Below are 25,184 nucleotides of genomic sequence, written 5' to 3'. Positions count from 1 at the left end.
CGCGTGGGGTGTCTTCAAGAGCGGCCGGGATTTCGATCCGACCATGCTGAGAGTAGGTCAAGCCTGCTTCCAGCAGGCTTGACCGCGAACATAGGATCTCGGCTCTACAGGCTTGCCGCCGCCATCCCCACGACTGGCAGCGCCCACGCCAGTGGCGCGATCCAGCGCGGGCGGTACGGGTACAGACCGAACGCCAGCAGCAGGCCGGCGACGGTCATTGCACCCAGCCACCACACCGGCCCCAGCGCCCAGCCGTGGCGCCAGACGCACAGCGCGAACGCAGCAGTCAGCAGACTCCAGCCCAACCAGCGCCACAGCCGCATGCCCGCGGCACTGGCACCGGCTTTGCCATGCAGCTCCAACTGATGCTTCTCCATCGCCAACGACAAGGCGGCAAAGGCAGCGAACGACAAACCAAGTGCGAGCAGCATCATGCGCTTGCCTCCGCCACAACAGCGGCCTGTTGCCGACGCTTCTTCTCAGCGGCACTCAACGGTGGCTGCCAATGCTGCATGCGCCAGCCGCAGTACGCCAGCATCGCGCCGAAGGCGATCATGGTCAGGTCGAAGCTCGCCAGTACCCAGTCACCCGATGCAATCGTCGCGCCAAGGTGCGCCTTCGTGGTGAAGGCATTGAGCACGGGGATAAGCGCGAACAAGGCCGCGCCCACATACAGCTGCCATGCCCACATCATCCGCTTTGGCCAGATGAAGGCGGCCAGCAGTGATGCTGCCCATGCGTAGAAGAACACATTGACCTCGGCGTCGCTTCGCTCGGCCAGTTGCACCGGCAGCAGGCGGTTGCCCCAGAAATAAGCGGCAAAGGCAATCGGCAGGCCGGCGACGGCGCCAATGTTCAAGGCATCGACCAAACGCAGGCCGAAACCGGTCTTGCCGGACTTGGCATGTTTGGGCCGCTCCTTCACCGCCCACAGCACCACGCCGCTGGCCACCATCAGGCAGCCGATCAATCCGGACAGGAAGAACAGAGCACGCAGGCCCCAGTCCGCGAAGCGAGCCAGATGCAGGCCGTACATCACGCCGCGCGTCTGGGTTGCGCCACCGGCGCCGGGGCTGGCTTCCAGCAACTGGCCACTGACCGCGTCATAACGCAGCGACGGCGTATCTATCGACAGGCGCTTTCCGTCGCGCTGCTGGATGTCGATCACCGCATTCGCCGCGCCGGGTCGGTAAACGGTGAAGCCACCGATGTCGGCGCCATTCCACTGTTTGCGCGCGCTGTCCATGAGTTGCTGGATCGGCACGGGCACTGCTTTGCCTTGCCCCGGGGATTCCACCTCGGCCATGCGTGCGAAGGCTTCGCTGAAGAAGGCATCCTCGTCGTTCGGATATGCGGCCTTCACGCCCCACGGCAGGTACATGAACATCAAGGTGACGATGCCGGTGTAGGTGATCATTGCGTGGTACGGCAGCGCCATCACCGCGCTGACGTTATGGAAATCCAGCCACGAGCGCAGGCCTTTCTGCGGGCGGAAGGTAAAGAAGTCCTTGAAGATCTTCTTGTGGGTGATGACGCCGGTGATGATCGCCACCAGCATGAACATCGCGCAGAAACCAACGATGTAGCGGGCCCAGACCACAGGAATGTAATGCAGGTCGAAATGCACGCGATAGAAGAAGTCGCCGCCGCGGGTTTCGCGCGCGGTGACTTCATTGCCGGTGTTGGGATCGACGGTGGCATCACCGAAGCGACCGCCGCCACGACGCCTGCGCTTCTCGCCTTCGACCGGTGGCTTGACCATCGACTCGGGGTTGCGCCAGAACATGCGCATCGCCGGATTGCGGGTATCGGGGAGGGTGACGCTCCAGCTCTCGGCCTGCGGTGCCTTGTGCTGCAGGAAGCTGAGCGCGCGCGCGGCGGCAACGTCAGAAGTGACCGAGCTGCGCGGCAGTTCAGGCCGCATCCAACGGCTGATTTCCTCGCGGTAATAGCTGGCGGTGCCGGCCATGAAGATCAGCAGCAGCAACCAGCCAACCAGTAGGCCGGTCCAGGTATGCAGCCATGCCATCGATTGGCGGAATCCGTTCTTCATGCTGCCGCTCCAAACCATTGAGTGCCCAACCACAACAGCGCGGTCGGGATCAGGATGCCGACCCAGGCGCGCAGCGCGCTGCGGGTGGCAAATGCCCACAATGCGGCGCAGGCGCACAGCACGATGGCGACCAGCATGCCGGTCAACACGGACTGGCTGCGGGCGATGGGCAAGGCCACGGCGAAGAACATCGAGCATGTGGCGGCCAGCGCGTAGCCGCCAACGATGGCGGCAAGCGAGCGTGACAACACGCCCAGCCAGGGGCGTGCGAAGAAACTGCCAAGACGGTTGTACCAGGGGCTGGCGAGAGGCGTGCTGTCCACAGGAACCTGCAAAGTCGGATCAATACGGACGCCACCGGCTAGGCCGGTGGCGTGGAATAAGTCGGCCGTCCGTGGCCGCCACTGCCTGGCAGTGGTTCCCTGGAGGGATTACAGCTTCCAGCGCAGGCTCAGGCGCACATTGCGCGGCTCGCCCCAGTTGACGCCGTCATAGAAGCCGACGTTGCTGTAGTACTTCTTGTCGAGCAGGTTGTTGATGTTCAACTGTGCGGAGAAGTTGTCGTTGAACTTGTAGCCGGCGAACGCGTTGAGCAATACCACCGCGTCCTGGGTAATCGGCGATTTGTAGCGCTTGCCGCTGGTGATGTAGTCGTCGGCGGGGCGGTTGGTCATGCGCCAGATCTCGCTCTGCCAGGTGACGCCGCCGCCCAATGACAGCCGGCTCCATGCACCACCCGGGCGCCAACTGGTGTTGAGCCGGAAGGTGTTGACCGGCGTGGTGGTGTTCTGGCGCACGCCGTCCTTGTTGCGGATGACGGTGTGTGCATAGCCACCCGAAAGGTTCCAGTGTTCGCTGATGCTGCCCTGGGCTTCCACTTCCCAGCCCCTGACCTTGTTGCCTTTGCCGGTGGAACGGTGGGCGGTGGCGCCATTGGGCAAGGAGTTCTCCGGTACCGAATCATCGACCTCGGCGACGTTGTCCTTGACGCCCTTGAACACAGCAGCAGCGGCATTCATGCGGCCGTCGAAGAGCTCGGCCTTGACGCCGACTTCCCACATGTCGCCGACTACGGGCTCCAGGTAGTGGTTGTTCTTGTCGCGGAAGTTCTGCGGCTGGAAGATGTCGGTGTAGCTGGCGTAGGCACTGAACGACTTGCTGAAGTCATAGATCAGACCGGCATAGGGAGTCAGCGAGTCATCCGGCTTGTAACCGTCACGGTTGGTGCGCAATAGTTTTCCGGAAGCGTCGCGTTCGTACTCCCATTCGCGGGTTTCCCAGCTGCCGTAGCGTGCGCCGAGCACCGCCATCAGTGGATCGGCAAGCTGCAGGCGTGCGGCGACATAGGCAGCGCGCTGCTTGAGCTCATCCTGTGAGGACAGCCAGTTGTAACGATTGACCTGCAGCGGTGCCACATCGCCGGTCCAGTTACGCCAATCTGGAACCTTGTCGTAGCCATCGGCGTAGTCGAAATCCGAACCCGGGACTTCGCCCTTGCGCACCGACTGGCCGAGGCCGATCACCAGTTCGTGCTCGCGCCCGAACAGCTTGAACGGGCCGCCGGCATTGAGGTCGAATACCTGCATGTCACCGCGTTCGCCGAACGCGCCGATGTAGGCGGTCACGCCGGTACCATCCGGGCGTGGGTAGCCAGATGCGCCGTACCAGACGTTGCCTTCGGTCTCGCGCTTGGAGCGGGTGTAGCTGGCTTTGATGGCCCAGTCGTGGCCAAGACTCTGTTCGAGTCGTGCGAACGCAGTCTTCTCGACGATCGGCCAACGGCTCCAGCGTGCCGAGAAGTTGGTCGAGCGCGGCAGGTTGGCCGGTTTGCCATCGACGCCCCAGTACGGCACCACGCCCCAGGTGACGCCGGAGGTTTCCGGCGATTGGTATTCGTAGCCGACTTCCAGCAAGGTGCTGTCGCTCAGGTCAGCCTGGACGATGCCGTAGAACACATCCTTGTCCAGCTTGTAGACGTCGCGGAATGAATCGCTCTGCTGCTTGGCGGCGACGATGCGTGCACGCACGCGGCCATCCAATGCGACCGGGCCGCCGATATCCGCTTCCAGGCGCTGGTTGCCCCAGCGGCCGAGCATCAGGTTGGCGCTCATCGCGAACTCGTCGGTGGGGCGCTTGCGCACGTAGTTGATGGTGCCCGATGGGTCACCTGCGCCTGTGGTCAGGCCGGTGGCGCCGCGGACTACTTCGATGCGGTCATAGATGACGCTGTCGTTGTTGGTCTTGATGTAGCCGCCGAACGTATTGAGCATGCCATCAACCTGGAAGTTGTTGATGTTGTAGCCGCGCGAGACGAAGTTGATGCGCTCGCTATCGGTGACCGCCACGTGCACGCCGGTCACCTGGCCCATCACGTCGGACATCGCGTACAGGCCCATGTCGTCCAGACGCTGGCGGGTCAGTACGGTGACCGACTGTGGGGTGTGCCGCAGCGACAGATCCAACTTGGTCGCGGTACGCGCCTGCTTGACCGTGTACGACGTGGGGATGTCGGCGTCGGCGACGACTTTCACCGTATCCAGATTGGTGGCGGGCGCTGCTTCCTCCGCCCATGCGGAGGCGGCGCTGCAGAGTGCGACAGAAAGTGCAGTGGCCAGTAGCGCTGGCCGGGGCAGGGTGGGGCGGGAGGGCATGGTGGATTCCTGTTGGGCAAAATGGTTTGCCAACCACAGGAATCGCCCACGGCACAGCCCACACGATGCGTGGACGCCCGGGTACTGTTGCTCCCGCCAGCTGGCCTGCATGCACGACGCAGCCGGCTACGGCGCGCGTGGCATCAGTTCGGATATCGGGGGTACACGGGGCGTGGCGGGATGGAGTGAAACGTCCATGTCGCACGAGGCTGGGCGTACTGCCTAGGCGTTAACGATAATTGTTCGCATTTAATTAAGCAAGCAGATGTGTCACTGCTTCTCGCAGGCCTGCGCTCTCGTTTTCGTGTGGATATAGCGAGCGCTACGCATCACGTCATGTAAGGCCGATGCGGTGGACGTGCGACGATTGATGACGTTTGCAAGCAACAATGGCGAACGTCCGCCTGTTTCACTCCACAGCGCTACGCGCTGTATCTGTCATCGCCGGGCAACACGTTGTTACGAGAATGCGAAGCTCCCTGCAGGCACTTGCCTGAAGCAGTCTTTCGAATTCCGGAGCAGCCAGTGAAGCGTTGTGCGTTGTCGATTGCAGTTGGATTGGTGGTATTTGGTGGCGTGGCAAGCGGGGCGCTTGCGCAACAGGTAGAGGCAACGCCAGCAGCAAAGGCGACCAACCTCGACGCGATGATCGTCACTGGTACGCGTGGTTCCAACCGTACCCAGTTCGATACGCTGGCGCCGGTGGATGTGTTCTCGCAGGAAGAAATCCAGGGCATCGAGTCGTCTGATCTTGCTGACGTGTTGGCGCAGCTGGTGCCCTCGTTCGTGGTGCAACGCATGCCGATGAATGATGGTCAGGTGTTCGTGCGGCCGGCCACGCTGCGTGGCCTGTCGCCGGATCAGACCCTGGTGCTGGTCAACGGTCGCCGTTTCCATCGATCGGCGCTGCTGGGCGCACGTGGTGCGCAGGGCCCGGATCTGGCGCAGATTCCGAAGAGCGCGATCCAGCGCATCGAAGTGCTGCGCGACGGTGCCTCGGCGCAGTACGGTTCCGATGCGATTGCCGGCGTGATCAACATCATTCTTGATGACAGCGTTGGCACCGAAGTGAGCATGGGTCTGTCGCAATACAGTGAAGGCGATGGCACCTCGCGCAACGTCGGTGCACGTACCGGTATCGCGTTGGGTAATGCCGGCAGCCTGTCCTTGTTCGCCGACTACGACAATTCCGATGCGACGTCGCGCACCCGTCAGCGCGCCGATGCAATCGCTTTCCAGAACAAACACCCTGAATTGAAAGTGCCAAACCCGGTACAGCGCTGGGGCCAGCCGGAGCTTGAGAACAAGCGCATCGGCTTCAACCTCAAGCATTACCTGAGTGAAACCACTGAGATCTACGGCTACGGCCTGTATGGCAAGGGCGAGGGTCTGAGTGATTTCAACTGGCGCAACCCGGACGGCACCGCCTCGGTCTACAACACCACGGCGGTGTTCCCCGGCTGGGATGTGCGCACGCTATACCCGACTGGCTTCAGCCCGAAGTACGGCACCGACTATGACGATCTGCAGCTGCTGTTCGGTGTGCGCGGTCGTATTGGCGAGAATCTGGATTGGGATGTAAGCGGCAGCTACGGGCGCAATCGCATCGAGTACACGCTGGGGAATTCGATCAATGCCTCGTTGGGGCCGGACAGCCCTACCTCGTTTTACCTCGGTCGGCTGAGCCAGGAAGAACGCAACCTCAACGCCGACTTCGTTTACAGCCTGCCATTGGCTGCGCTGGCGTCGCCGGTGAACATCGCCTTCGGTGCCGAGTTCCGTGAGGAGACCTATGGCGTGGATGCAGGTGATCCGGCGTCGTATGCAATCGGCCCTGGTGCGGTCGCGGGCCTGGCGGGCAACTCCAACGGTGCGCCTGGCTTCAGTCCTGCCAATGCCGGTAGCTGGGATCAGCGCAGCTACGCTGCCTATGTCGACGTGGAAGTGCCGATGACCGCGCGCTGGAGCGTGGGCGCTGCAACGCGCTACGAGCACTTCTCAAGCTTCGGCCAGACCGTGGATGGCAAGCTGTCCTCGCGCTTCGAGTTCACCCCGGATTTCGCCCTGCGCGGCTCGGTGTCCACCGGCTTCCGCGCGCCTACACCTGGCCAGCTTTACACCACCAATACCCAGCAGGGTCTGGATACGGTGACGCTGCAGGTGTTCACCTCCGGGCGCCTGTCGCCCAGCGATCCGCTGGCACGCATGTTGGGCGCAAAGGATCTGAAGCCGGAGCAGTCACGCACCGCATCGCTGGGCCTGACCTGGCGCAACGATGCCGGCTTCTCGGGCTCTGTGGACCTGTACGACATCAAGGTCACCGATCGTTTCAGCCAGTCGGCCTCGTTCCAGATTCCAGCCGGCGTCGCCAACCCGATGGGCTATACCTCGGTGAGCTACTTCACCAATGACTTCGATACCACCACCCGCGGCATCGATCTGGTTGGCAGCTACGCCACCGATCTCGGCGCGGGCCGCTTGAACCTGACCGTGGGCTGGAACTACAACAAGACCGAGGTCGACAAGGGAGACACCGGTGTGGCGACCAATGCCAGCCAGCGTGTGGTGTTCGAAGAGCGCCTGCCACGGCAGAAGGGCACGTTCAGTGCCAACTACGACATCGGTAGTTGGAGCGTACTTGGCAAGCTGCGCCATTACGGCGCGTGGACCGACTCCTCGGGCAATGCCAGCGGCGATATCTTCCAGCGCTTCGGCGCCATGCAGTTCTTCGATCTGGCAGTGAGTTATCGCATCAATGCAATGCACTCGCTGCGGGTCGGCGCTGACAACGTATTCAACCGCTATCCAGATGAAGCGACCTTCCAAGCCAGCCGCGGTCTGATCTATTCGCGCAACGCGCCTTACGACACCGATGGCCGCAATGTTTACGCCGAATACCGGTTGAAGTTCTAAGCATGGATACCAATCGACGTCGTCTTCTGCGCTCGGCGGCAATTTTGCCGTTGATTGGCACCGCTGCCGGGGCGTTGGCTTCGGTCACGCCAAAAGCGTCACTGCCAAGCGAACCGGCAGGCAGGTCTGCCGCGCAGTTGGCCATGGATGAGACGTACTGGGCGGCAGTAGCTGCCCAGTACGAGCTCACCGATGAGGTGGTGATGCTGGATAACGGCTATTGGGGAGCAATGGCGCGGCCGGTATTGCAGGCCTATCAACAGGCCACCGCTGAAGTGAATCAAGGCAATGCCTGGTTTGGTCGTATCGAGTTCCCGAAGCGGGCGCGTTCGGTGCAACAGCGCTTGGCAGCGTTCCTCGGCGTGGGCGAAGACGAGCTGGTACTTACCCGCGGTGCGACGGAAGCCTTGCAGGCAATGATCGGTGGTTACAACCGGCTGCAGCCAGGTGATCAGGTGCTGTATGCCGATATCGACTACGACAGCACAATCACCGCGATGCGCTGGCTGCAGCAGCGCCGCGGTGCTGAGCCGGTGGCGATTGCGCTGCCTGAACCTTGCGATGCGGCGACGGTAGTGCAGGTCTATGCCGATGCGCTGGCCAGGTATCCGCGCCTGAAATTGATGCTGTTGACGCAGGTGAATCACCGCAACGGCATGTTACTGCCGGTCGCCGAGATTGCAGCGTTGGCCAAGGCGCGCGGTGTGGATGTGATCGTCGATGCCGCGCATGCGGTGGGTCAGGTGGACATGCAGGTTGGCGAATTGGTGGCTGACTTTGTCGGGATCAATCTGCACAAGTGGATAGGCGCACCGGTAGGCGTTGGTGCGATGTATGTGCGGCGTGGGCGGGTGGCGGATATTGACCCGTATATGGGTGACCCGGATCGCGGTATCGCCAGTCGCATCCATACGGGTACGGCCAACTTCGCGGCCTTCCTAGCGTTGCCTGCAGCCTTGGATTTTCATGCCGCCATCGGTGTGCAGGCCAAGCGCGAGCGCTTGTTGCTGTTGCGCAATCGTTGGCGTGATGGGGTGCGTGAAGTGCCGGGCGTGCAGTTGCTGGGTAGCGACGAAGTAGCGCTGAGCAGCGCGATTTCATCGTTCCGGCTGCACGGGCGTACATCGCTTGAGCAGAACGTGGCGATTGCTCGGCAATTGCTGGAGCAGCACGGTGTATTTACCGTGCATCGTGATGGCCTGGCACAGGGCGCATGCGTGCGGGTGACGCCGGGAATTTTCACCTCGACCGCGCAGATTGACCGGTTGGTGGATGCAGTGCGGGCGGTAGCAGGAAGTTTGTAGGAGCGGCGTAAGCCGCGAAGCTGACGCGTATTCAATTTCACTGATCAACAGCAATCGAAAGATGCGGCTGGCTTTTGTGGATTGCAGAAATATCGCCGGGTTGAAGGGATGCCAGCTTCGCGGCTGACGCCGCTCCTACAACGGTGCTGTTAGAACTTCAACCAGCCGGTCAGTGCATGCAGCAGCAGGCCGATCAGGCCGCCTACCAGGGTGCCGTTGTAGCGGATGTACTGCAGGTCGCGGCCTACGCTCAGTTCCAGTTGCTCGACCAGCTTCTTCTCATCCCAGGCCTTTACGGTCTGGGCGATATGACTGGTAACACCACTGCGCAGGCGATTGGTCAGCTTTTCCGCGCCGGCCAGCATGTGCTGGTTCAGGGCATCGCGAAGGGCAGGGTCGTTGCCGATGGTGGTGCCGAGTTTGCCCAGGCTGCGTTCCAGATGACCGGCGAGGGCGGAGTCCTCGCGTGACAGATCCGCGCGCAGGTAATCGTGCACACGCTGCCACAAACCCTGCACGTAGTCCTGCACTGCCGGGTGGTCGATCACCTGCTGCTTCAATGCATCGACCTTGGCAGCCAAGGCCGGATCTTCACGCAGACGGCGGATGTAGTCGGCGATCCATGCCGCGTAATCCTGGCGCAGTGGATGCTCGGGCTGCGACAGGATCGCCTGCAGTTCTTCCAGTCCTGCCCGTGCCAATCTGTCGGCCAAAGAATCCCCGATCTCGTCGATGGGTTTGACCCAGTCCACGGTGCTGGCCAGCTTCGGCCACTCTTTGCGGATGTAGCGCACGATCAGGGCGGATGCTTGCTGCCGCACCTTGTCGTTGTCCAGCCAGCGGGCGACGCGGGTGAGGCCTTCATCGAGCACGCGTTGATGGCGGTTGTCGGCGGTAAGCAGGCCCAGTAGTTCGCCTGCGGTTCCCGCGGCGTTCCATTGCCGCAACTGGGCAACGACGAAGCCTTGGATGGAACGGCGCACGGCCGCTTCATCGAGCAGGTCCAATGCCTGCACCGCCCAGCCGCGAGCCATGCCCGCCAGCATTTTTGCCTGCGCTGGCTGTGCCAGCCATTCGCCCAGGCGGGTGGCCGGGTCGAATATTTTCAGCTTGGCCAGCAGTGCTTCCGGTTCAAGGAAGTGGTCGCGGACAAACACCGCCAGGCTGTCGGCGATGCGCTCCTTGTTGCGCGGAATGATGGCGGTATGCGGAATCGGCAGGTTCAGTGGCCGCCGGAACAGCGCGACCACCGCGAACCAGTCGGCGAGAGCGCCAACAGTAGCCGCCTCACAGAAGGCGCCAACCCAGGCCCACACGCCGCGTTCGCCGTTGACGTGGCTGACGATGAAGCCGGCGAGCATCGCCAGCAGCATCGCCACGGCGTACAGCTTGAGCCGTCGCAGTTGCGCGCGGCGCGGATCGACCTGGGGGCTCACGGTTTACTCGCCGTCCTTCTTGTTCACGGTGCGGCGGAAGCAATGATTGCCGGCTGGGTGCGCCCATTCGCCGGCATTGCCGCGCTGGGGGCCGTCTGCGGTGCTGGTGTCGAACTGCGCGCACAACTCGTAATGAGTGGCGTCCAAGGCCCGGTAGCTGTAGTCGGGCCCGCCAGCAGGGTCCTTGTAGGTCAGGATCATGCCGGGTTGCGCGGCCAGGGCGAGGATGTTGGGCGGTAACGCGTCGTTCTCGCGCCAGTAGTTGCCGGCCGCGATTTCAAGCGTCCGCAGATGCGATACGCGCGCATCATCCAGTCGCTTGAGTCGCTGTTGCGATGGTGAGTCGATGACCCAGACGCCGGCTGCGATTGCGGCTGCAGTGACGATGCCGGTTGCCCAAAGTACGCGGGTGCCCCAAGCGGTGCGGCTCATGACTCGACCTCCTCTTGGCGCAGGTCCCATAGGTAGTAGCCGAACACGGTGCCGGCGATGACGCCGACCACCAGCACCTTGAGCACGAAGCGCAAGCTGAGGTCACCGCTCAACAGGTTGAAGACCAGTGCGGTGAGGTCGCCAATCAAGACGGTGGCCGCCACGAAAAGGGTCAGGTAGGTCAACCAACGGCGTACTGGCGACAAACGCTTGATTGGATGTTTGTCCACGTCGCTGCTGACGCGATGGGCGGCGAAGACGAACACCGGGAAGGCGATTACCAATGCCGAGATCGCCCAGCGGATGCCTCCGCTCAACCGCATCAGCTGCCAGTCCGGATCAGCCGGGTCGGGCAGGGCGTACTGGATCAGCTGGAACAGCAAGCTGCCCAGGTTCCAGGCGAAGAAGTACAGCGTGCTGAACAGCACCAGATAGGCGAAGGCTTCGCGCGCCGACAGCGAGGCGCGTGGGCGTGGCACCGGCAGCGGGAAGTCCACTTCGGCCCAGCCATCAAGGACGCCGCTGATCTGCTGCTCGCTCCAGCCGGCGGCCAGCAATGCGCTGCTGACCTGCTGGCGACTGTGTCCGCGCACCAGGGCTTCGCGGACAAAGGTTTCAAGTTCGGGAGAGGCCGAGGCCATCACATGCTCCTTGCAGGGATGACCGCAGCCTAGGGTGCCGGCTCAGCGCAATCAAGCGTCGATGGGTTCTTCGACCTGTGCGGCCAGCATGCGCGCGCGCAGTGCATCCAGTTCCATGCGCAGGGCCTGGTTCTCGGCGGTGAGTGAGGTGATGCGCTGGCGCAGGGCCTGTACTTCGGCGCTGTCGCTGGCACCGTCGAGGCCATCGGCTTCGGCCATGCTCAGCGGCTGCGACTCGTCATCGGCATCGTCACGCGCCGCCTTGGGCTTGCGCTTGGCATCACGCACGCGCTTGGCGGCCTGCTTCAGCTCGCCCTTGCCGCCACGCGCGGCTGCGCGCTGCTCGTCTTCAGGCAGGCTGGCCACAGTGGCTGCCGCGCTCAGCGAAATCGCGCCCACTCGCATCGCCTCGATCACTTCGGCGGTGGCGTGGTCGTGGATCTTCTCGATCATCGTCACCTGGCTGGGGCTGAGCTTGGCTTCGCGGGCCAGATCGGCCTTGGACAGCTTGGGTGCCGGGTCCCACGGCGGGCTGTCGCTGTCGGCGGCAGCGCTGGGCGCAGCCTCGCCTTCGCTCTCGCGACGCAGTTGTTCCTGCTCGCTGCGGCGGCGGGTCTCCAGGATGTCGCGCTTGCGCAGGGCGAGTACGCCGCGCTGGTAATCGGACACGCTGCGACGCCCCAGGTGCTGCTCGATCATCCAAAGATGAACGTCGTCCATCGACTTGAAGCGGGTGTTCTGCACGGTATTGAAGGCGATGCCGTGCTTGGAACAGATGCCGTAGCGGTTGTGGCCGTCGATCAGTACATCGCCCCACAGCACCAGTGCGTCGCGGCAGCCCTCGGCCAGCAGACTGCGCTCCAGCGCGTCGTGCTCGTCCTGCGTGAGCGGATCGATATAGGCCTTGAGTTCTTCGTTGACGATGATGTCCATGAGCGCTGCCAGAAACGTGGAGGGGCATTGTGAAGCCAGCAGGGGCCACGGCCAACCCTTGTATTTGCGGAAAATAACAGGTCCGTGCCGGTGCGCTACGGTGGCCGGCGTACCATGAACGCCTGTTACAAGGTCTTGCTCACAGGAAACCATCCATGAACAGTCCCCATATCCGCGAACAATGGCAGGTGTTGGCCGACGGCCTGTCGCTACGAACCCGCGCGTTCATAAACGGTCAGTATGTGGATGCCGTATCGGGCGCTACCTTCGACTGCATCAGCCCGATCGACGGGCGCGTGCTGGGACGGATCGCCGACGGCGGTCAGTTCGACATCGATCATGCGGTCGCAGCGGCGCGACGCAGTTTCAATGCCGGTCATTGGGCGGGCTTGAAGCCGGTCAAGCGCAAGCAGGTATTGCTGAAGCTGGCGGCCTTGGTAGAGGCGCATGCCGATGAGCTCGCCCTGCTGGAAACCCTGGACATGGGCAAGCCGGTGGCGCAGGCACGGCAGGTGGATATCGGCGGGGTGATCCGCTGCATCCAGTGGACAGCTGAAGCAGTGGACAAGCTCTATGGCGAAGTCGCGCCGACCGGCGCCAACGAGTTGGGCTTGATCACCCGCGAGCCGTTGGGCGTGATCGGCGCCATCGTGCCATGGAATTTTCCGCTGCTGATGGCGGCCTGGAAGATTGCCCCGGCGCTGGCCGCAGGCAATTCCGTGGTGCTCAAGCCTTCGGAGAAGTCGCCATTGAGCGCTCTGCGTTTTGCCGAGCTGGTGAGCGAGGCCGGCGTTCCAGATGGCGTGTTCAACGTGGTGCCTGGCAGTGGCAAGGGCGCAGGTGAGCCGCTGGCGCTGCATATGGATGTGGACGGTTTGGTGTTCACCGGCTCCACTGCGGTCGGCAAGCGATTGCTGCAATGTGCGGGCTTGTCGAACATGAAGCGTGCGTACATGGAATGCGGTGGCAAGAGTCCGAATATCGTGTTTGCCGACGCGCATGATCTGGACAAGGCAGCAGAGGCGGCGGCCAACGCCATTTTCTACAACCAGGGAGAGGTGTGCACGGCAGGTTCGCGTCTGTTGGTGGAGCGCTCAATCAAGGATGCGTTTGTCGCCAAGGTAATCGAGCACGGCCGGCATATGCAGCCTGCGCATCCTTTCGAGCCGAAAGCGGCAATGGGCGCGATGGTGGATGAGGCGCAGACCACGCGTGTGCTTGGCTATGTGGAGAAAGGCAGCGCGGAAGGCGCGCGGCTGTTGTTGGGCGGCAAACGTGCGGACGTCGTTGCCGGTGGGTGTTACATCGAACCAACGGTATTTGATGAAGTCAGCCCGCTACAGAGCATCGCCCGCGAAGAGATATTTGGACCTGTGTTGTCGGTGATTGCCTTCGATGGCGAGCAACACGCCTTGCAACTGGCCAACGATACCGAGTACGGCTTGGCGGCCGGCGTGTGGACGCGCGATGTTTCGCGGGCGCATCGGGTTGCGCGTGGTCTGCGTGCGGGCAGCGTGTGGGTGAATTATTGGGATGGTGGCGATATGACCGCGCCATTCGGTGGTTACAAGCAATCGGGCAACGGGCGAGACAAGTCGTTGCATGCCTTCGACAAGTACACCGAAATGAAGGCGACCTGGATCAATCTGGAGGACTAATCCGCTCCCTCCCTTTCGCGTAGCGAAGGGGAGGGGTTGGCTGTTGAGCTTTGGCTCTGGCGTTTGAGGCTCCACAAGCCGCAGCAAAAGCTACCCCCTCCCAACCTCCCCCTTGGCTTCGCCAAAGGGGAGGGGTGGTGCATGCAGCCTTGCTCCCTCCCTTTGACGTAAGCCAAGGGCAGGGGTGTTTGCTACTCCTTTTCCTGTGCAACCACAGCGCCAGTTGCTGGATCCAGTCGTACCTCGACCTTCTCGCCACTGGTAGTTCGACCCTTCGCCTTCCACATGCCGTCATCCAGCTTTACATCGCTGACGCCGGTGTAGCCCGCGTTGGAAAGCTGCGCGCGGATATCCGCCTCGCTCAACTGCGACACGGCTTTGTCGGGGTAGACGGTGCCATTGCGTGGATCAAGCTTTACATCGACCTGCTTGCCGTCGGCGCTGGTTGCATCGGCTTCCCACATTCCGTCCTCGAACTTGACGTCTTTGACGTTGGTGTAGCCCTGAGCTTCCAGCTGCGCGCGCACCTGTGGTGCAGTCAATGCATCCTGGGCCTAGGCGATGCCGCTGCCAGCCAATGCCAGTGCGGCTGCAATCAAGGCAGTACGTAGCGGTCGGTTGTTCATTGGTCTGCTCCTTCGGGTTCATCGCGCTTCTGGCGCGGGATCAACCCTAGCGTCGTCAACCTGTATCGACCCATGAATTGTCGCGGGTTCAACGCGCGCCGATCGGATACGGTTAATCGATGTGCAAGCGATGGCAAAAAAGTGTTTGCAGAGTGTTCAACACGTGAGCGGACGGTGCTTGGGCCAGCGCGCAACAACAGGCAGCCGTAGTGCCGAGCCATGCTCGGCAAGGGCCGCCCCCGTAGACTGGCCGCGTGCAGGTTTGTGGGAGCGACGTCAGTCGCGAAGCCGATACGTCATCTGATCGCATCGATGCTCATCTCTGATGCGATGCGTGCTTCGCGGCTTACGCCGCTCCCACAGCCCTCACCTTGGTTTGTAGCCAGGTGCCCTGCGGCACTCCACCAGGTTTCAGTCGTCGCCGCGCTTGCGCAACTGACCCGCAAAACGATCCAGCCACTGCGCGAACCCCTGCAGTACCGCGCCACCCTTGTCCTTGAGCCCAGCCAACTCTGCTTCCAAACGTTCGCGACGGGTCGATTCGCCTTCGTTGCTGGGCAGCGGCGGCAGGATGTGGGCGAAGTAGGTGTCGCCCAGGAATTTGTGCAACAAACGTTCGCCGATGAAGGGCTCGCCGTTGTTCAACGCGCGCGCACCCTTGAGCAGGTTGCGGATGTCGTATTGGGTGGGGCTGAGATCGGGAACCTGTTTCGGCAGGTCGAGCAGGCTGTAGACCGCGATGCGTGCGGTACGCACTGAGCTTTCCATGGTGAACACCACGTCGTTGGCGGTTTCCACGAACTGGCCAACCAGCGCCAGATTGGTGCAGCCGGTTGGCACCACATGCGGGCGGTCACCCGCTGCGCGTGGCATGAACTGGGCGGTGATGTACGGCATCAATGCCAATCGCACCTTGGTGTGCGGAACGATGGCGTCGAGCTGGTCGGCGATGCCCAGGTGGTGACACAGTTCGGCCACGATCTCGCGTCCGGTGCACTCCGGCATGGTCTTTTTTACGAAGTTGCCGGGCTGGTCCATCAACAGCGCGTACACCCACATCACCACCGTGTCCTTGGGTTGGCCGGGGAAATGTGGCTGACGGTTGATGGTGACGCTCAGGACCCAGTTGGAATCGGTGAAGGTGATGATGCCGCCGGTAGCGGTGCGGCCCGAGGTCGGGTCGTTGACCGAGAGCTCGCGTAGCTTGTCCACCAGCGGCGATGGCTTGCAGGTGAGGGTGGCCGACTCCCACATCGAGCGATCGATGTCGCCGCAGAACTTGTCGGGCTTGCCGAATACCGACGATTGGGTAGCGAGGTTTCGCCACAGGCCCCAGCTGCTACCTTCGGCCGGACCGCCGTGGCGCTTCTTCAGTACCGGCACCGTGTCCAGATCACCGTAAGCGGTGTCCTCGGTCATCGAGCCGGTCAGCGCGATCACCAGATCACGCGGGGCGACGGTGAGGCGGCCGTCGCCGTCGTTGCTGCGTGTGTGCAGGGCGGTGACGGTGCGCTGCTCGCCCTGCACATCGAAGTCCATGTCCAGCACCTGGGTGCCGAGCTTCACGCGTACACCTTTCTCGCGCAGCAGCTTGATCAGCGGAGTGACGAAGGTGTCGTACTGATTGAACTTGGGGAACACCAACGTGGACATGTCGCCAAAGCCGTCGATGGCATCGAGGAAACGATGCATGTAAAGCTTCATCTCCAGCAGGCTGTGCCAGTTCTCGAAGGCGAACATCGAACGGAACAGGAACCAGAAATTGCTGGCCAGGAAGCCTTCGCTGAAATGATCGGCGATGGTCAGGTCGTCGAGCTGGTCCTTGCGCTTGAGCAGCAGGCTGACCACTTCCCATTGCTGCTTGCGATTGAGGCCGAAGCGGGTGAAGTCGGGTAACACCTGGCCCTGCTTGTGCATCAGCCGCGACTTCGACCAGTTGGGGTCGGCGTCGTTGGCCAGTCGATATTCGTCGAGCACGCTGAAGCCTTCCGGCAGCTCGAGCGCAGGAACGTCCTGGAACATGTCCCAGAGGTTGTCGTAGTTCCAGTTCATCTCGCGGCCGCCGCGCACGATATAGCCGTCCTCGGCATTGCCGGCGCCATCCAGCGAGCCGCCCTCGATGCCGGCGCCTTCGATGATGGTGATGTTCTCGCCCGGCATATGGCCGTCGCGGATCAGGTAGAACGCCGCTGCCATGCCGGCGATGCCGCCGCCGACGATCCACGCCTTGCGCGTCTGGATGCCCTCGGTCGGCAGTGGTTTGAAACGCTGGTAGTTGCCGACCATGTCCGGTGGCGGCAGCGTGTTGAGGGGTGTGTTGTGCCAGTAGCGGGCGGTGGCATCGGCTTCGTGCTCGAAACGTGGGTTGGATTCAGTCATGAGGTTCTCCGGTCTGTGGGGGGAGGTGCACAACGAAGCGTCCCAGCCTAAACAGCGATTGGGCTGGACGGGTTACATATCCGTGAATTGGGGGAACTGCAGGGTGTGATCGTGCGTGAGGCACGATTGAGGGATCAGTGTCGGCAACGCGCACTTTCCTGCAGCAGTGCCGTGCGCAATGCGTCGCGGTCGCGCTCGCTCACTGCGTTCTGGAAATAGTTGACGTCGCGCCGGCTCAGTTTGCAGGGGTCGACTTCGTAGCCGGGCGGCCAGAAACCAAGGTAGTTCGCCACGCCCTGGATCATCTGCCTCGGGCTCATCTGCGGCTTCAAGCGGAAGTAGCGTGGCGCATGTCGAAATGCAGGGTCTTGGTTGAGGCGCCGAAACGGTTGCTGGGCGAAGCTGTCGGCGGTCAGTGGGTTGCCACCAATGGCGCCTTCGGCAAGGGTCAGGTTCAACGGTGCCGGGGCTGGAGTTGCTGCCTGCGGCGAGGTCGCGAGCAGTTGCTGATCGGCCGGTGGCCGGGAAGGGGGGCTCGCCGACATCCCCGATCTGGACGATTGCGCAGGCGCGCGCGGGGTTTGCATGGCCGGTGGTGTGCTCGGAGGGCGAGGCAACCAGCGCAGGCTGGTGCGCGGCCCGGTGTCGGGCGAGCTTGGCTGGCGCGGCTGCAGCAGCCATAGCGCAAGAGCTGCGTGGACGGCGACGACGGTGATAACGGCGCTCAGGTGGGCGAGCGGGTGTCGGAAACGTCCGGAAGTGGTCGCCATCGGCAATGCATCCATGCGGGGGCCGATGCTGTGACCGCCAGCTGTGCCAATAGTTTCCTGCTTTCGTGGAAATATCGGCAGCCTCGTCAAGCAACGGTGTCGGCTGCAACCAAATAGCGGCCGTTGCGATGCTGCATGGCAGACTGCGGCCACTATTTCTTCTGTTACGACCATGTCGAACGCCGCCACCTCCGCCCCTCTGAATTCCCCGCGCCGCGTACTGGCGGCCAGCCTGATCGGCACCACCATCGAGTTTTTTGATTTCTACATCTACGCCACCGCGGCGGTGTTGGTGTTTCCCAAGCTGTTCTTCCCTGAGAGCAGCAATGACGCTGCGCTGCTGCAGTCGCTGGCGACCTTCGCGGTGGCCTTCATCGCGCGGCCGGTGGGCTCGGCGGTGTTCGGGCACTACGGCGACCGCATCGGGCGCAAAGCCACGCTGGTCGCGGCGCTGCTGACGATGGGCTTGTCGACGGTGGCGATTGGCCTGTTGCCGACCTATCATGACATCGGGGTGGTCGCGCCGCTGCTGCTGGCCTTGTGTCGGTTCGGGCAGGGGCTGGGGCTGGGCGGCGAATGGGGCGGGGCGGTGTTGCTGGCGACCGAGAATGCACCGCCGGGCAAGCGCGCCTGGTACGGCATGTTCCCGCAGCTGGGCGCGCCGCTGGGCTTCCTGCTGTCGGCCGGCACCTTCCTGCTGCTGGGGCGGGTTCTGGACGACGCCAGTTTTCTGGCCTGGGGCTGGCGAGTGCCGTTCATTGCCAGTGCGCTGCTGGTGATCGTAGGCCTGTGGGTGCGTTTGAACATCCGTGAGACGCCGGATTTCCAGAAGGCGCTGGATCAAGGCCAGCGGGTGCGCCTGCCAATGCGTGAGGTGCTGGTTACCCACGGTTTCGCGGTGGTCGCGGGTACCTTGGCGGCGTTTGCCACCTTCGTGCTGTTCTACCTGATGACGGTGTTCACCCTGGGCCATGGCACTTCCGTGCTCAGCTATGCGCGCGAGGACTTTCTGCTGCTGCAGATGGTCGGCATCCTGTTCTTCGCTGCCGGCATTCCGCTGGCTGCGCTGTATGGCGATCGGCATGGCACGGTCAAGGCGATGTTATGGGCGACGCTGGGCATCTTCGTGTTCGGCCTGCTGTTCCAGCCCTTGTTCCAGGCCGGGCATCCGTTGCAGGTGCTGTTGTTCCTGTCCTTGGGCCTGTTTTTGATGGGCCTGACCTACGGCCCCTGCGGCACCATGCTGGCCAGCCTGTATCCGGTGCAGGTGCGCTATACCGGCGCCTCGCTGTCGTTCAATCTGGCAGGCATTCTGGGTGCTGCGCCCGCACCTTATGCGGCAACCTGGTTGGCCGGGAAATTCGGCATTGCTGCCGTTGGCGGCTACCTGTGCATCACTGCCGTGGTAACGGCGTTGGCCTTGCTGGCGATCAGCCGTTGGCAACGGAAGGGTGCCGCAGGGACGCCGTAAGTCGCGACTATTGCCGGTCCCACACAAGACCGGCGACGTGTGCGCCTTGCGGCGTTCCTGCAGCGATAAAAACGCAGGAACGGCGGGGAGAGGATATCTGGGGGGATGTCTGCAGCCACGCCGTTCCTGCAAAACGAATCAGCGGAACAGACGCTTCAGCGTACGTCCCAGCCAGCTGCCTTCCTGATGCTCCTTGGCAAAGCGGTTGAGGTGGCGCTTGACGTGTTCGGCATAGGCCTTGTCGTCACCACGGATATGGTTGAACAACCAGCGTGACAGCATGTTGCGCAGCTCGTCGGTGACGTCTTCGCCGGACTGGAAGCGCATGCGGTACTCCGAGACGCGCTTGCCGAACACCTCATGCACGCGCTTGTGCGCGGCGCAGAACGGGTAGCCGGCCTCTTCCATCAGCTCTTCTTCGAAGGCGAAGTGCGACATGGTGTAGTCCACCAGTTCGTCGATGACTTCAGCCACGGCAACCTGTTCCAGGCTTTTCTGGGCGACGTGAAGGTGGTTGAGCATCTCCACGATGCGCATGTGCTGATGGTCGATGACCTCCACGCCCGTATTGAGATCGTCCTGCCAAATCAGTAGTGCCACCGCCACTTCTCCCTCGTGTGCTTTGAGCTGCACTGTAGGGAGCGGGCTGGACGGGCGCGTTGATCTGGATCAATGCCTGCAGCGAGGCGTCGATTTCATTCAGATATCAGGGTGATGGGCTTCAGTGTGTATCGGCGCTGCAGACGCGGTTGCGTCCACCGGCCTTGGCCAGATACAGCTGGCGATCGGCTTCGGTGATCAGCTGGTGCAGGTTGCCGCTGCGTAGCGGCATGCGGCAGACGCCGATGCTGATCGTCATGCTCAGGGTGTTGTCGCCGAACGGCAGCTGCAGCGCAGCCACTGCCTGCCGCACCTTCTCGAAGTGGGCGGCACTGGCGGCAGCGTCCATACCGCTGACCATCAGGCAGAATTCCTCACCGCCAAAGCGCGAGCTGATGTCCTGGCTGCGGGTATTGGCCTGCAGCACCGAGGCGACGGCACGGATGGCCTGGTCGCCGGCTTCGTGGCCGAGGCTGTCATTGATGTGCTTGAAGTGGTCGATGTCGACCATGGCCACGGCGACCATGCCGCCGTTGTTGACCGCACTGAGTTGGCGCTGGCTCTGCTCGAGAAAGCTGCGGCGGTTGGGCAGGCCGGTCAGGAAGTCACGCGTGGCCAGATCCTGCAATGTGCCGATCAACTCCAGCTGGTCCACGTTCTGCGAGACCCGGCAGAAGAACTCTTCGCGCGAGAAAGGTTTGCGCAGGAAATCGTTGGCGCCGTTCTTGAGGAAGCGCGGTATCAGCGACGGATCCGAATTACCGGAAATGCCGATCACCGCCACCTTGTCGCGTGCACGCAGCGCACGCAGTCGCCGGGTCAATTCCACGCCCTGCATGCCAGGCATTTCCTCATCGACGATGACCAGACGAATCGCCGGGTCGGCCTCGATAGCGCGTAGCGCCGAGTGGCCGTCGTCGGCTTCGATGACGTGGTAGCCGTACATGGTCAGCAGGGCGGAGGCGTAGGCGCGGGCCGAAGGTGAGTCGTCCACCACCAGGGCGGCGATGCGGCGGTTGCGCTCCATGCGCTGTACCAGCCAGACCAGATAATCGATGCTGCCTGGCGTGTTCTTCAGTACGTAGTCGATGATCTGCTGCTGCAGCACGCGCTTGCGCAGGTCCTCGTCATAGACGCTGCTGACCACGATGGTTGGGAGCCCGCGATTGACGAAGTACTGCACCACCTGGTCGCGGTCGCCGTCGGCCAATACCAGCCCGGTCAGAACCAGGAACCAGCCATCCTCGCGATCCAGCAGCTCGCCGGCCTCGGCCAGGCTGGAGGCCACGCTGACAGGCAGCTCCAGCCGTTGTTCGATGGCCTCGCGCAGCATCGTGGTGAAGGTGCGCGAGTTCTCCACCAGCAGGATGCGCTGCGGCAGGGGCGCGATCGACGGACTGTCGAAGGCGGCCTGCGGCGTACTGGCTATGGTGGCGAGGTTTGGGAGCATCGGAAGGTGTAGCGGCGGTGGACGTAAGAACTTGAGCTGGAATCGGTAGTGATCGAGCGAAGCCGGCCGTTTCCAATCCCGGCTCCAGATTCACCACGCCTGGCTTCAAATCACCACAGCAGATCGCGCAGCTTGTACCAGGACATCGCCGCCACCAGCATCGGCATGCGCAAGGCCTTGCCGCCGGGGAATACGCTGTGCGGAATGCGCTCGAACACGTCCAGACGCTGTGCCTGGCCGGCAATGGCGGCGGCGATCACTTCACCGGCCAGGCCGGTGCTGGCCACGCCATGGCCGGAAAAACCCTGCGCGAAGTACACGTTCGGGGTGATCCGGCCCCAATGCGGGGCGCGATTGCGGGTGATGTCGATATAGCCGCCCCAGACGTACTCCATCTCGACATCGGCCAGCTGCGGGAATACCCGGCGCATGCGCCGGGTCATGCTGGCACGCAGACCGGGCGGCGGCAGTGCCGAGTAATTGGCCTGACCCCCAAACAGCAGGCGGTGGTCGCGGCTGAGCCGGAAGTAATCCAGCGCCCAGTTCACATCGGCCACAGCCATGTCGTTGCGGATCAGCGCCTTGGCGCGTTCGGCGCCCAGCGGCTGGGTGGCGCCGATATAGGTACCGATCGGCATCATCCGGGTTTCCAGCTCGGGCGCGATGTCCTGCAGCCAGGCGTTGCCGGCCAATACGACGAAGTCAGCATCGACCCGGCCATCGGCGGTGATCAGCGCTGGTTGCGTGCCGCGTTCCAGTCGGGTGACCGCCGATTGCTCGTGGATGGTGACCCCGGCGGCCTCGGCGGCGCGGGCCAGGCCCTGCGCATAGGCCAGTGGATGCAGATGGCCGCTGGCGGCGTCATAGACCGCGCCCAGATAGCGTTCGCTGGCCAGTTCCTGCTGCAGGCGCGGGCGATCCCACCATTCCAGCGGGTAGTCGTAACGCTGCGCCATGCGCTCGATGTCGCTGCGCAGGGCGCGCTCCTGGCGCGGCTGGATCGGCACGCTGGCGTGGCCGTCGCGCCAGTCGCAGTCGATGCCGTGCTTGGCAATTCGCTGCTTGAGCATGTGCATGCCATCGCGCGAGAAATCGAACAGCAGGCGTGCATCGGCATCACCAACCAGCGCTTCCAGCGTGTCCTGCTCGCAGCCGTAGCCGACGATGGCCTGGCCGCCGTTGCGGCCTGAGGCACCCCAGCCGACACGCTCGGCCTCCAATACGGTGACCTTGTAGCCCTTTTCGGCCAGGGCCAGCGCGGCGGTCAGGCCGGTGTAGCCGGCGCCGAGCACGGCCACGTCGGCGCGCGTCTGCCCACGCAGGGACACACGTAGTGGAAGTTCGGGCTGGCTGGCGGCGTACCAGCTCGGGGGATATACGGATGCAGCGGCGTCCACGGACATCAGGCCGAATCAGGGGTGGGAAGTGTAACGACACCGGCGTATGCGGCGTGCGCAGGCCGGTGAAGAACCCGTGTAGTTTGCCTTGGTTTACTTGAATGCTGGATGGCGCTTGGTTGCCTAAACAGCGGGGCAGGGGTAGCGTGCTGGCACGTCTCATGAGCTTTACCCATGGCCAGCCTGCCGCTGGTCGGCTTGCCTACCGACAGCAAACCGATCGGGTCCCATCCGTTTCTTGTTGTTGGCGAAAAGTATGTGCGGGCCGTTGTTGACGGCGCGCAGGCCACGCCGCTGCTGCTGCCCTTGCTGCAACCGCCGCTGCCTGCCGAGGCTTGGTTGGCGACGCTGGATGGCCTGCTGCTGACCGGTGCAACCAGCAATATCGAGCCGCATCACTACGATGGCGGTGACAGCTGGCCGGGCAATCCGCATGATCCGGCGCGTGATGCCAACGTGTTCGGCTTGATTCCGCAGGCGCTGGCGTTGGGCATGCCGATATTGGCGATCTGCCGTGGTTTCCAGGAGATCAATGTCGCCTTCGGTGGCAGCCTGCATCCGAAAGTGCATGAAGTGCCCGGGCTGGCTGACCACCGTGAAAACCCGGCGTCATCGTTGGAGGTGCAATATGGGCCGGCGCATGCGTTGCACTTGAGCCCGAATGGCGTGCTGGCCGGCATTGCCGGCAGCAGCGAGGTGATGGTCAACTCGGTGCACGGACAAGGTGTTGCCCGGCTGGGCGAAGGCCTGCAGGTTGAGGCCCGCGCGCCGGATGGGCTGATCGAGGCGTTTCGTGGCACAGGCCCGTCGTTCCTGCTCGGCCTGCAGTTTCACCCGGAGTGGCGGGTCACCGAAAATCCGTTCTATCTGGGCATTTTCCAAGCCTTCGGCGAGGCCTGTCGCCGCTATCGGTTACAAAAACAAGTTGGTTCCCCATGACTTCGCGCCCCCGCACCCGCAGCCGTAAAACCGCCACCGCCGTCCAGGAAGAAAGCCTGCTGCTGCGCTGGCTGAAGGAGCGGCACATCACCGAGGTCGAATGCCTGGTGCCGGATATCACCGGCAACGCGCGCGGCAAGATCATCCCGGCCGACAAGTTCTCGCACGATTACGGTACGCGCCTGCCCGAGGGCATCTTTGCCACCACGGTGACCGGCGAATACCCTGACGATTACTACGAACTGACCTCGCCGGCCGACGCGGACATGATCCTGCGCCCGGACCCGGACACCGTACGCATGGTGCCTTGGGCCACCGATCCAACCGCACAGATCATCCACGACTGCTACACCAAGAGTGGCCAGCCGCATGAGCTGGCACCGCGCAATGTACTACGGCGGGTATTGGCTGCCTACGAAGAGCTTGGGCTTAAGCCGGTGGTGGCGCCGGAAGTGGAGTTCTTCCTGGTGCAGAAAAACACCGACCCGGATTTTCCGCTGCTGCCGCCAGCGGGCCGCTCCGGTCGCCCGGAGACTGCCCGCCAGTCGTATTCGATCGATGCGGTCAATGAGTTCGATCCCATCCTCGACCTGATGTACGACTATTGCGACACGATGAAGCTGGACGTGGACACCTTGATCCACGAATCCGGTGCCGCGCAGCTGGAGGTCAACTTCACCCACGCCGACGCGATGTCGCTGGCCGACCAGGTGTTCCTGTTCAAGCGCACCATGCGCGAGGCGGCGTTGCGTCACGGCATCTATGCCACCTTCCTGGCCAAGCCGATGGAGACCGAGCCTGGCAGCGCCATGCATATCCACCAGAGCCTGGTGCGCATTGCTGATGGCCGCAATGTGTTTGCCGGCCACGCGGAAGGTGAGTACAGCGAGACCTTCGATAACTATCTGGCGGGCCTGCAGAAGTACGTGCCGGCAGCGATGGGCTTCTTCGCCCCGAACGTGAACTCCTATCGCCGGCTGGTGTTCGGCGAGGTATCGCCGAGCAATGTGGAGTGGGGTTTCGACAACCGCACCTGCGGCCTGCGCGTGCCGATGGATACGCTGGAGAACAATCGCGTTGAAAGTCGTTTTGCCGGCTCCGACGCCAATCCCTATCTGGCGATGGCAGCCACGCTGGCCTGTGGCCTGCTCGGCATCCGCGAGAAGCTGACGCCGACAACCCCGATCAGCGGTAACGCCAAGGAGCTGGGCTACGAACTGCCGCGCTCGCTGGGCGAGTCGCTGGATGCGCTGGAGGGCTGCGATGCCCTGCAGGAGCTGCTCGGGCGCCGTTTCTGCCGTGCCTATGTTTCGGTCAAGCGCAAGGAATACGAGACCTTTTTCCGCGTGATCAGCTCTTGGGAGCGCGAGTTCCTGCTGTTGAATGTTTGATCTGCGCAGGGTTGTAGGGCGCGCAGGCCTGTAGGAGTCAACTGTCTTGAGCATCGTCCTTAGGCCCGGCCCGCCAAGGGGCGTTATCGCGCTTCATGGCATTGAGTCTGGTCAGATATTTGCGCATGCAGGCCGTGACA

Annotated in this window: 20 protein-coding genes; 6 read left to right on the top strand and 14 right to left on the bottom strand. The window is 62.9% G+C overall.

The annotated features are described in order from the left end of the window. Positions 1 to 104: 104 nt before the first annotated feature. The 4 genes from ACVOLR_RS17160 to ACVOLR_RS17145 form a co-directional block, all read right to left on the bottom strand. Positions 105 to 434 carry a DUF3325 domain-containing protein gene (locus ACVOLR_RS17160; RefSeq protein WP_481537516.1) on the bottom strand — a complete coding sequence of 110 codons (330 nt, stop codon included), beginning with the start codon at positions 432 to 434 and terminating at the stop codon, positions 105 to 107. Further along, entirely contained in the window at positions 431 to 2,053 is a 1,623-nt protein-coding gene (locus tag ACVOLR_RS17155; protein WP_481537515.1) for a PepSY-associated TM helix domain-containing protein, read from the bottom strand. The genes ACVOLR_RS17160 and ACVOLR_RS17155 overlap by 4 nt, the downstream gene beginning before the upstream one ends. Next, positions 2,050 to 2,376: a DUF3649 domain-containing protein gene (locus ACVOLR_RS17150; RefSeq protein ID WP_481537514.1), complete on the bottom strand. Its 327-nt coding sequence runs from the start codon at positions 2,374 to 2,376 to the stop codon at positions 2,050 to 2,052. Before ACVOLR_RS17150 ends, ACVOLR_RS17155 begins: the two co-directional genes overlap by 4 nt. 108 nt (positions 2,377 to 2,484) lie before the next feature. Further along, positions 2,485 to 4,704 (bottom strand): TonB-dependent siderophore receptor, encoded by a 2,220-nt coding sequence (locus ACVOLR_RS17145; protein ID WP_481537513.1) that lies wholly within the window; start codon positions 4,702 to 4,704, stop codon positions 2,485 to 2,487. 525 nt (positions 4,705 to 5,229) lie between these two features. On the opposite strand from ACVOLR_RS17145, the gene ACVOLR_RS17140 reads away from it, so the two are divergent. Both ACVOLR_RS17140 and ACVOLR_RS17135 read left to right on the top strand, forming a co-directional pair. After that, positions 5,230 to 7,617, top strand: coding sequence for a TonB-dependent receptor plug domain-containing protein (locus tag ACVOLR_RS17140; protein WP_481537512.1), 2,388 nt, complete (start codon positions 5,230 to 5,232; stop codon positions 7,615 to 7,617). Between the two features lie 2 nt (positions 7,618 to 7,619). Further along, positions 7,620 to 8,921 carry an aminotransferase class V-fold PLP-dependent enzyme gene (locus ACVOLR_RS17135; protein WP_481537511.1) on the top strand — a complete coding sequence of 434 codons (1,302 nt, stop codon included), beginning with the start codon at positions 7,620 to 7,622 and terminating at the stop codon, positions 8,919 to 8,921. A 149-nt stretch (positions 8,922 to 9,070) separates the two neighbouring features. Here ACVOLR_RS17135 and ACVOLR_RS17130 read toward each other — a convergent pair whose 3' ends face one another. From ACVOLR_RS17130 to ACVOLR_RS17115, 4 genes are read right to left on the bottom strand one after another with little or no spacing between them, the layout of a single operon-like run. Next, complete coding sequence (locus ACVOLR_RS17130) at positions 9,071 to 10,357, bottom strand: DUF445 domain-containing protein (RefSeq protein WP_481537510.1); 1,287 nt, start codon at positions 10,355 to 10,357, stop codon at positions 9,071 to 9,073. 3 nt (positions 10,358 to 10,360) lie between these two features. Then, positions 10,361 to 10,789 (bottom strand): hypothetical protein, encoded by a 429-nt coding sequence (locus ACVOLR_RS17125; protein WP_481537509.1) that lies wholly within the window; start codon positions 10,787 to 10,789, stop codon positions 10,361 to 10,363. Next, positions 10,786 to 11,430 (bottom strand): DUF5671 domain-containing protein, encoded by a 645-nt coding sequence (locus ACVOLR_RS17120; RefSeq protein ID WP_481537508.1) that lies wholly within the window; start codon positions 11,428 to 11,430, stop codon positions 10,786 to 10,788. Before ACVOLR_RS17120 ends, ACVOLR_RS17125 begins: the two co-directional genes overlap by 4 nt. A 51-nt stretch (positions 11,431 to 11,481) precedes the next feature. Continuing rightward, positions 11,482 to 12,363, bottom strand: a complete 882-nt coding sequence (locus tag ACVOLR_RS17115; protein ID WP_481537507.1) for a ParB N-terminal domain-containing protein — start codon at positions 12,361 to 12,363, stop codon at positions 11,482 to 11,484. A gap of 155 nt (positions 12,364 to 12,518) precedes the next feature. Between ACVOLR_RS17115 and ACVOLR_RS17110 the strand changes: the two genes are divergently transcribed. Continuing rightward, positions 12,519 to 14,021 carry an aldehyde dehydrogenase gene (locus tag ACVOLR_RS17110; protein ID WP_481537506.1) on the top strand — a complete coding sequence of 501 codons (1,503 nt, stop codon included), beginning with the start codon at positions 12,519 to 12,521 and terminating at the stop codon, positions 14,019 to 14,021. A 191-nt stretch (positions 14,022 to 14,212) separates the two neighbouring features. Here the strand turns inward: ACVOLR_RS17110 and ACVOLR_RS17105 are convergent, their stop codons facing one another. The 3 genes from ACVOLR_RS17105 to ACVOLR_RS17095 form a co-directional block, all read right to left on the bottom strand. After that, the gene (locus tag ACVOLR_RS17105; protein ID WP_481537505.1) at positions 14,213 to 14,563 is read right to left on the bottom strand and encodes a PepSY domain-containing protein; all 351 of its coding nucleotides are present in this window, start codon (positions 14,561 to 14,563) and stop codon (positions 14,213 to 14,215) included. A gap of 495 nt (positions 14,564 to 15,058) precedes the next feature. Then, positions 15,059 to 17,026 (bottom strand): oleate hydratase, encoded by a 1,968-nt coding sequence (locus tag ACVOLR_RS17100; RefSeq protein WP_481537504.1) that lies wholly within the window; start codon positions 17,024 to 17,026, stop codon positions 15,059 to 15,061. Positions 17,027 to 17,160: 134 nt separating this feature from the next. Next, on the bottom strand, positions 17,161 to 17,811 hold the full coding sequence (locus ACVOLR_RS17095) for a hypothetical protein (RefSeq protein ID WP_481537503.1): 651 nt from the start codon (positions 17,809 to 17,811) through the stop codon (positions 17,161 to 17,163). Between the two features lie 157 nt (positions 17,812 to 17,968). On the opposite strand from ACVOLR_RS17095, the gene ACVOLR_RS17090 reads away from it, so the two are divergent. After that, entirely contained in the window at positions 17,969 to 19,267 is a 1,299-nt protein-coding gene (locus tag ACVOLR_RS17090; RefSeq protein WP_481537502.1) for an MFS transporter, read from the top strand. 138 nt (positions 19,268 to 19,405) lie between these two features. On the opposite strand, the gene ACVOLR_RS17085 is transcribed toward ACVOLR_RS17090, so the two are convergent. The 3 genes from ACVOLR_RS17085 to ACVOLR_RS17075 form a co-directional block, all read right to left on the bottom strand. After that, positions 19,406 to 19,867 (bottom strand): bacteriohemerythrin, encoded by a 462-nt coding sequence (locus tag ACVOLR_RS17085; RefSeq protein WP_481529950.1) that lies wholly within the window; start codon positions 19,865 to 19,867, stop codon positions 19,406 to 19,408. A 121-nt stretch (positions 19,868 to 19,988) separates the two neighbouring features. Beyond that, positions 19,989 to 21,317 (bottom strand): GGDEF domain-containing response regulator, encoded by a 1,329-nt coding sequence (locus tag ACVOLR_RS17080; RefSeq protein ID WP_481537501.1) that lies wholly within the window; start codon positions 21,315 to 21,317, stop codon positions 19,989 to 19,991. A gap of 110 nt (positions 21,318 to 21,427) precedes the next feature. After that, positions 21,428 to 22,720 (bottom strand): NAD(P)/FAD-dependent oxidoreductase, encoded by a 1,293-nt coding sequence (locus ACVOLR_RS17075; protein WP_481537500.1) that lies wholly within the window; start codon positions 22,718 to 22,720, stop codon positions 21,428 to 21,430. Positions 22,721 to 22,888: 168 nt separating this feature from the next. Here ACVOLR_RS17075 and ACVOLR_RS17070 point away from each other — a divergent pair, with 168 nt between their 5' ends. Both ACVOLR_RS17070 and ACVOLR_RS17065 read left to right on the top strand, forming a co-directional pair. Continuing rightward, the gene (locus ACVOLR_RS17070; RefSeq protein WP_481537499.1) at positions 22,889 to 23,653 is read left to right on the top strand and encodes a gamma-glutamyl-gamma-aminobutyrate hydrolase family protein; all 765 of its coding nucleotides are present in this window, start codon (positions 22,889 to 22,891) and stop codon (positions 23,651 to 23,653) included. Further along, positions 23,650 to 25,044: a glutamine synthetase family protein gene (locus ACVOLR_RS17065; RefSeq protein WP_481537498.1), complete on the top strand. Its 1,395-nt coding sequence runs from the start codon at positions 23,650 to 23,652 to the stop codon at positions 25,042 to 25,044. The genes ACVOLR_RS17070 and ACVOLR_RS17065 overlap by 4 nt, the downstream gene beginning before the upstream one ends. Positions 25,045 to 25,184: the final 140 nt, after the last annotated feature.

It is taken from the genome of Stenotrophomonas sp. STEN030 (genome assembly GCF_056759995.1).
The sequence above is the reverse complement of the archived record's forward strand: the minus strand, read 5'-3'. Positions and strand labels throughout refer to the sequence as shown.

Bases quoted from the DNA above. Each gene is read 5' to 3' on its own strand.
- ACVOLR_RS17155 (WP_481537515.1), bottom strand. From the start codon at position 2,053: ATGAAGAACGGATTCCGCCAATCGATGGCATGGCTGCATACCTGGACC.
- ACVOLR_RS17095 (WP_481537503.1), bottom strand. From the start codon at position 17,811: ATGGATGCATTGCCGATGGCGACCACTTCCGGACGTTTCCGACACCCG.
- ACVOLR_RS17080 (WP_481537501.1), bottom strand. From the start codon at position 21,317: ATGCTCCCAAACCTCGCCACCATAGCCAGTACGCCGCAGGCCGCCTTC.
- ACVOLR_RS17090 (WP_481537502.1), top strand. From the start codon at position 17,969: ATGTCGAACGCCGCCACCTCCGCCCCTCTGAATTCCCCGCGCCGCGTA.
- ACVOLR_RS17115 (WP_481537507.1), bottom strand. From the start codon at position 12,363: ATGGACATCATCGTCAACGAAGAACTCAAGGCCTATATCGATCCGCTC.
- ACVOLR_RS17125 (WP_481537509.1), bottom strand. From the start codon at position 10,789: ATGAGCCGCACCGCTTGGGGCACCCGCGTACTTTGGGCAACCGGCATC.
- ACVOLR_RS17110 (WP_481537506.1), top strand. From the start codon at position 12,519: ATGAACAGTCCCCATATCCGCGAACAATGGCAGGTGTTGGCCGACGGC.
- ACVOLR_RS17065 (WP_481537498.1), top strand. From the start codon at position 23,650: ATGACTTCGCGCCCCCGCACCCGCAGCCGTAAAACCGCCACCGCCGTC.
- ACVOLR_RS17145 (WP_481537513.1), bottom strand. From the start codon at position 4,704: ATGCCCTCCCGCCCCACCCTGCCCCGGCCAGCGCTACTGGCCACTGCA.
- ACVOLR_RS17070 (WP_481537499.1), top strand. From the start codon at position 22,889: ATGGCCAGCCTGCCGCTGGTCGGCTTGCCTACCGACAGCAAACCGATC.
- ACVOLR_RS17135 (WP_481537511.1), top strand. From the start codon at position 7,620: ATGGATACCAATCGACGTCGTCTTCTGCGCTCGGCGGCAATTTTGCCG.
- ACVOLR_RS17075 (WP_481537500.1), bottom strand. From the start codon at position 22,720: ATGTCCGTGGACGCCGCTGCATCCGTATATCCCCCGAGCTGGTACGCC.
- ACVOLR_RS17160 (WP_481537516.1), bottom strand. From the start codon at position 434: ATGATGCTGCTCGCACTTGGTTTGTCGTTCGCTGCCTTTGCCGCCTTG.
- ACVOLR_RS17120 (WP_481537508.1), bottom strand. From the start codon at position 11,430: ATGGCCTCGGCCTCTCCCGAACTTGAAACCTTTGTCCGCGAAGCCCTG.
- ACVOLR_RS17100 (WP_481537504.1), bottom strand. From the start codon at position 17,026: ATGACTGAATCCAACCCACGTTTCGAGCACGAAGCCGATGCCACCGCC.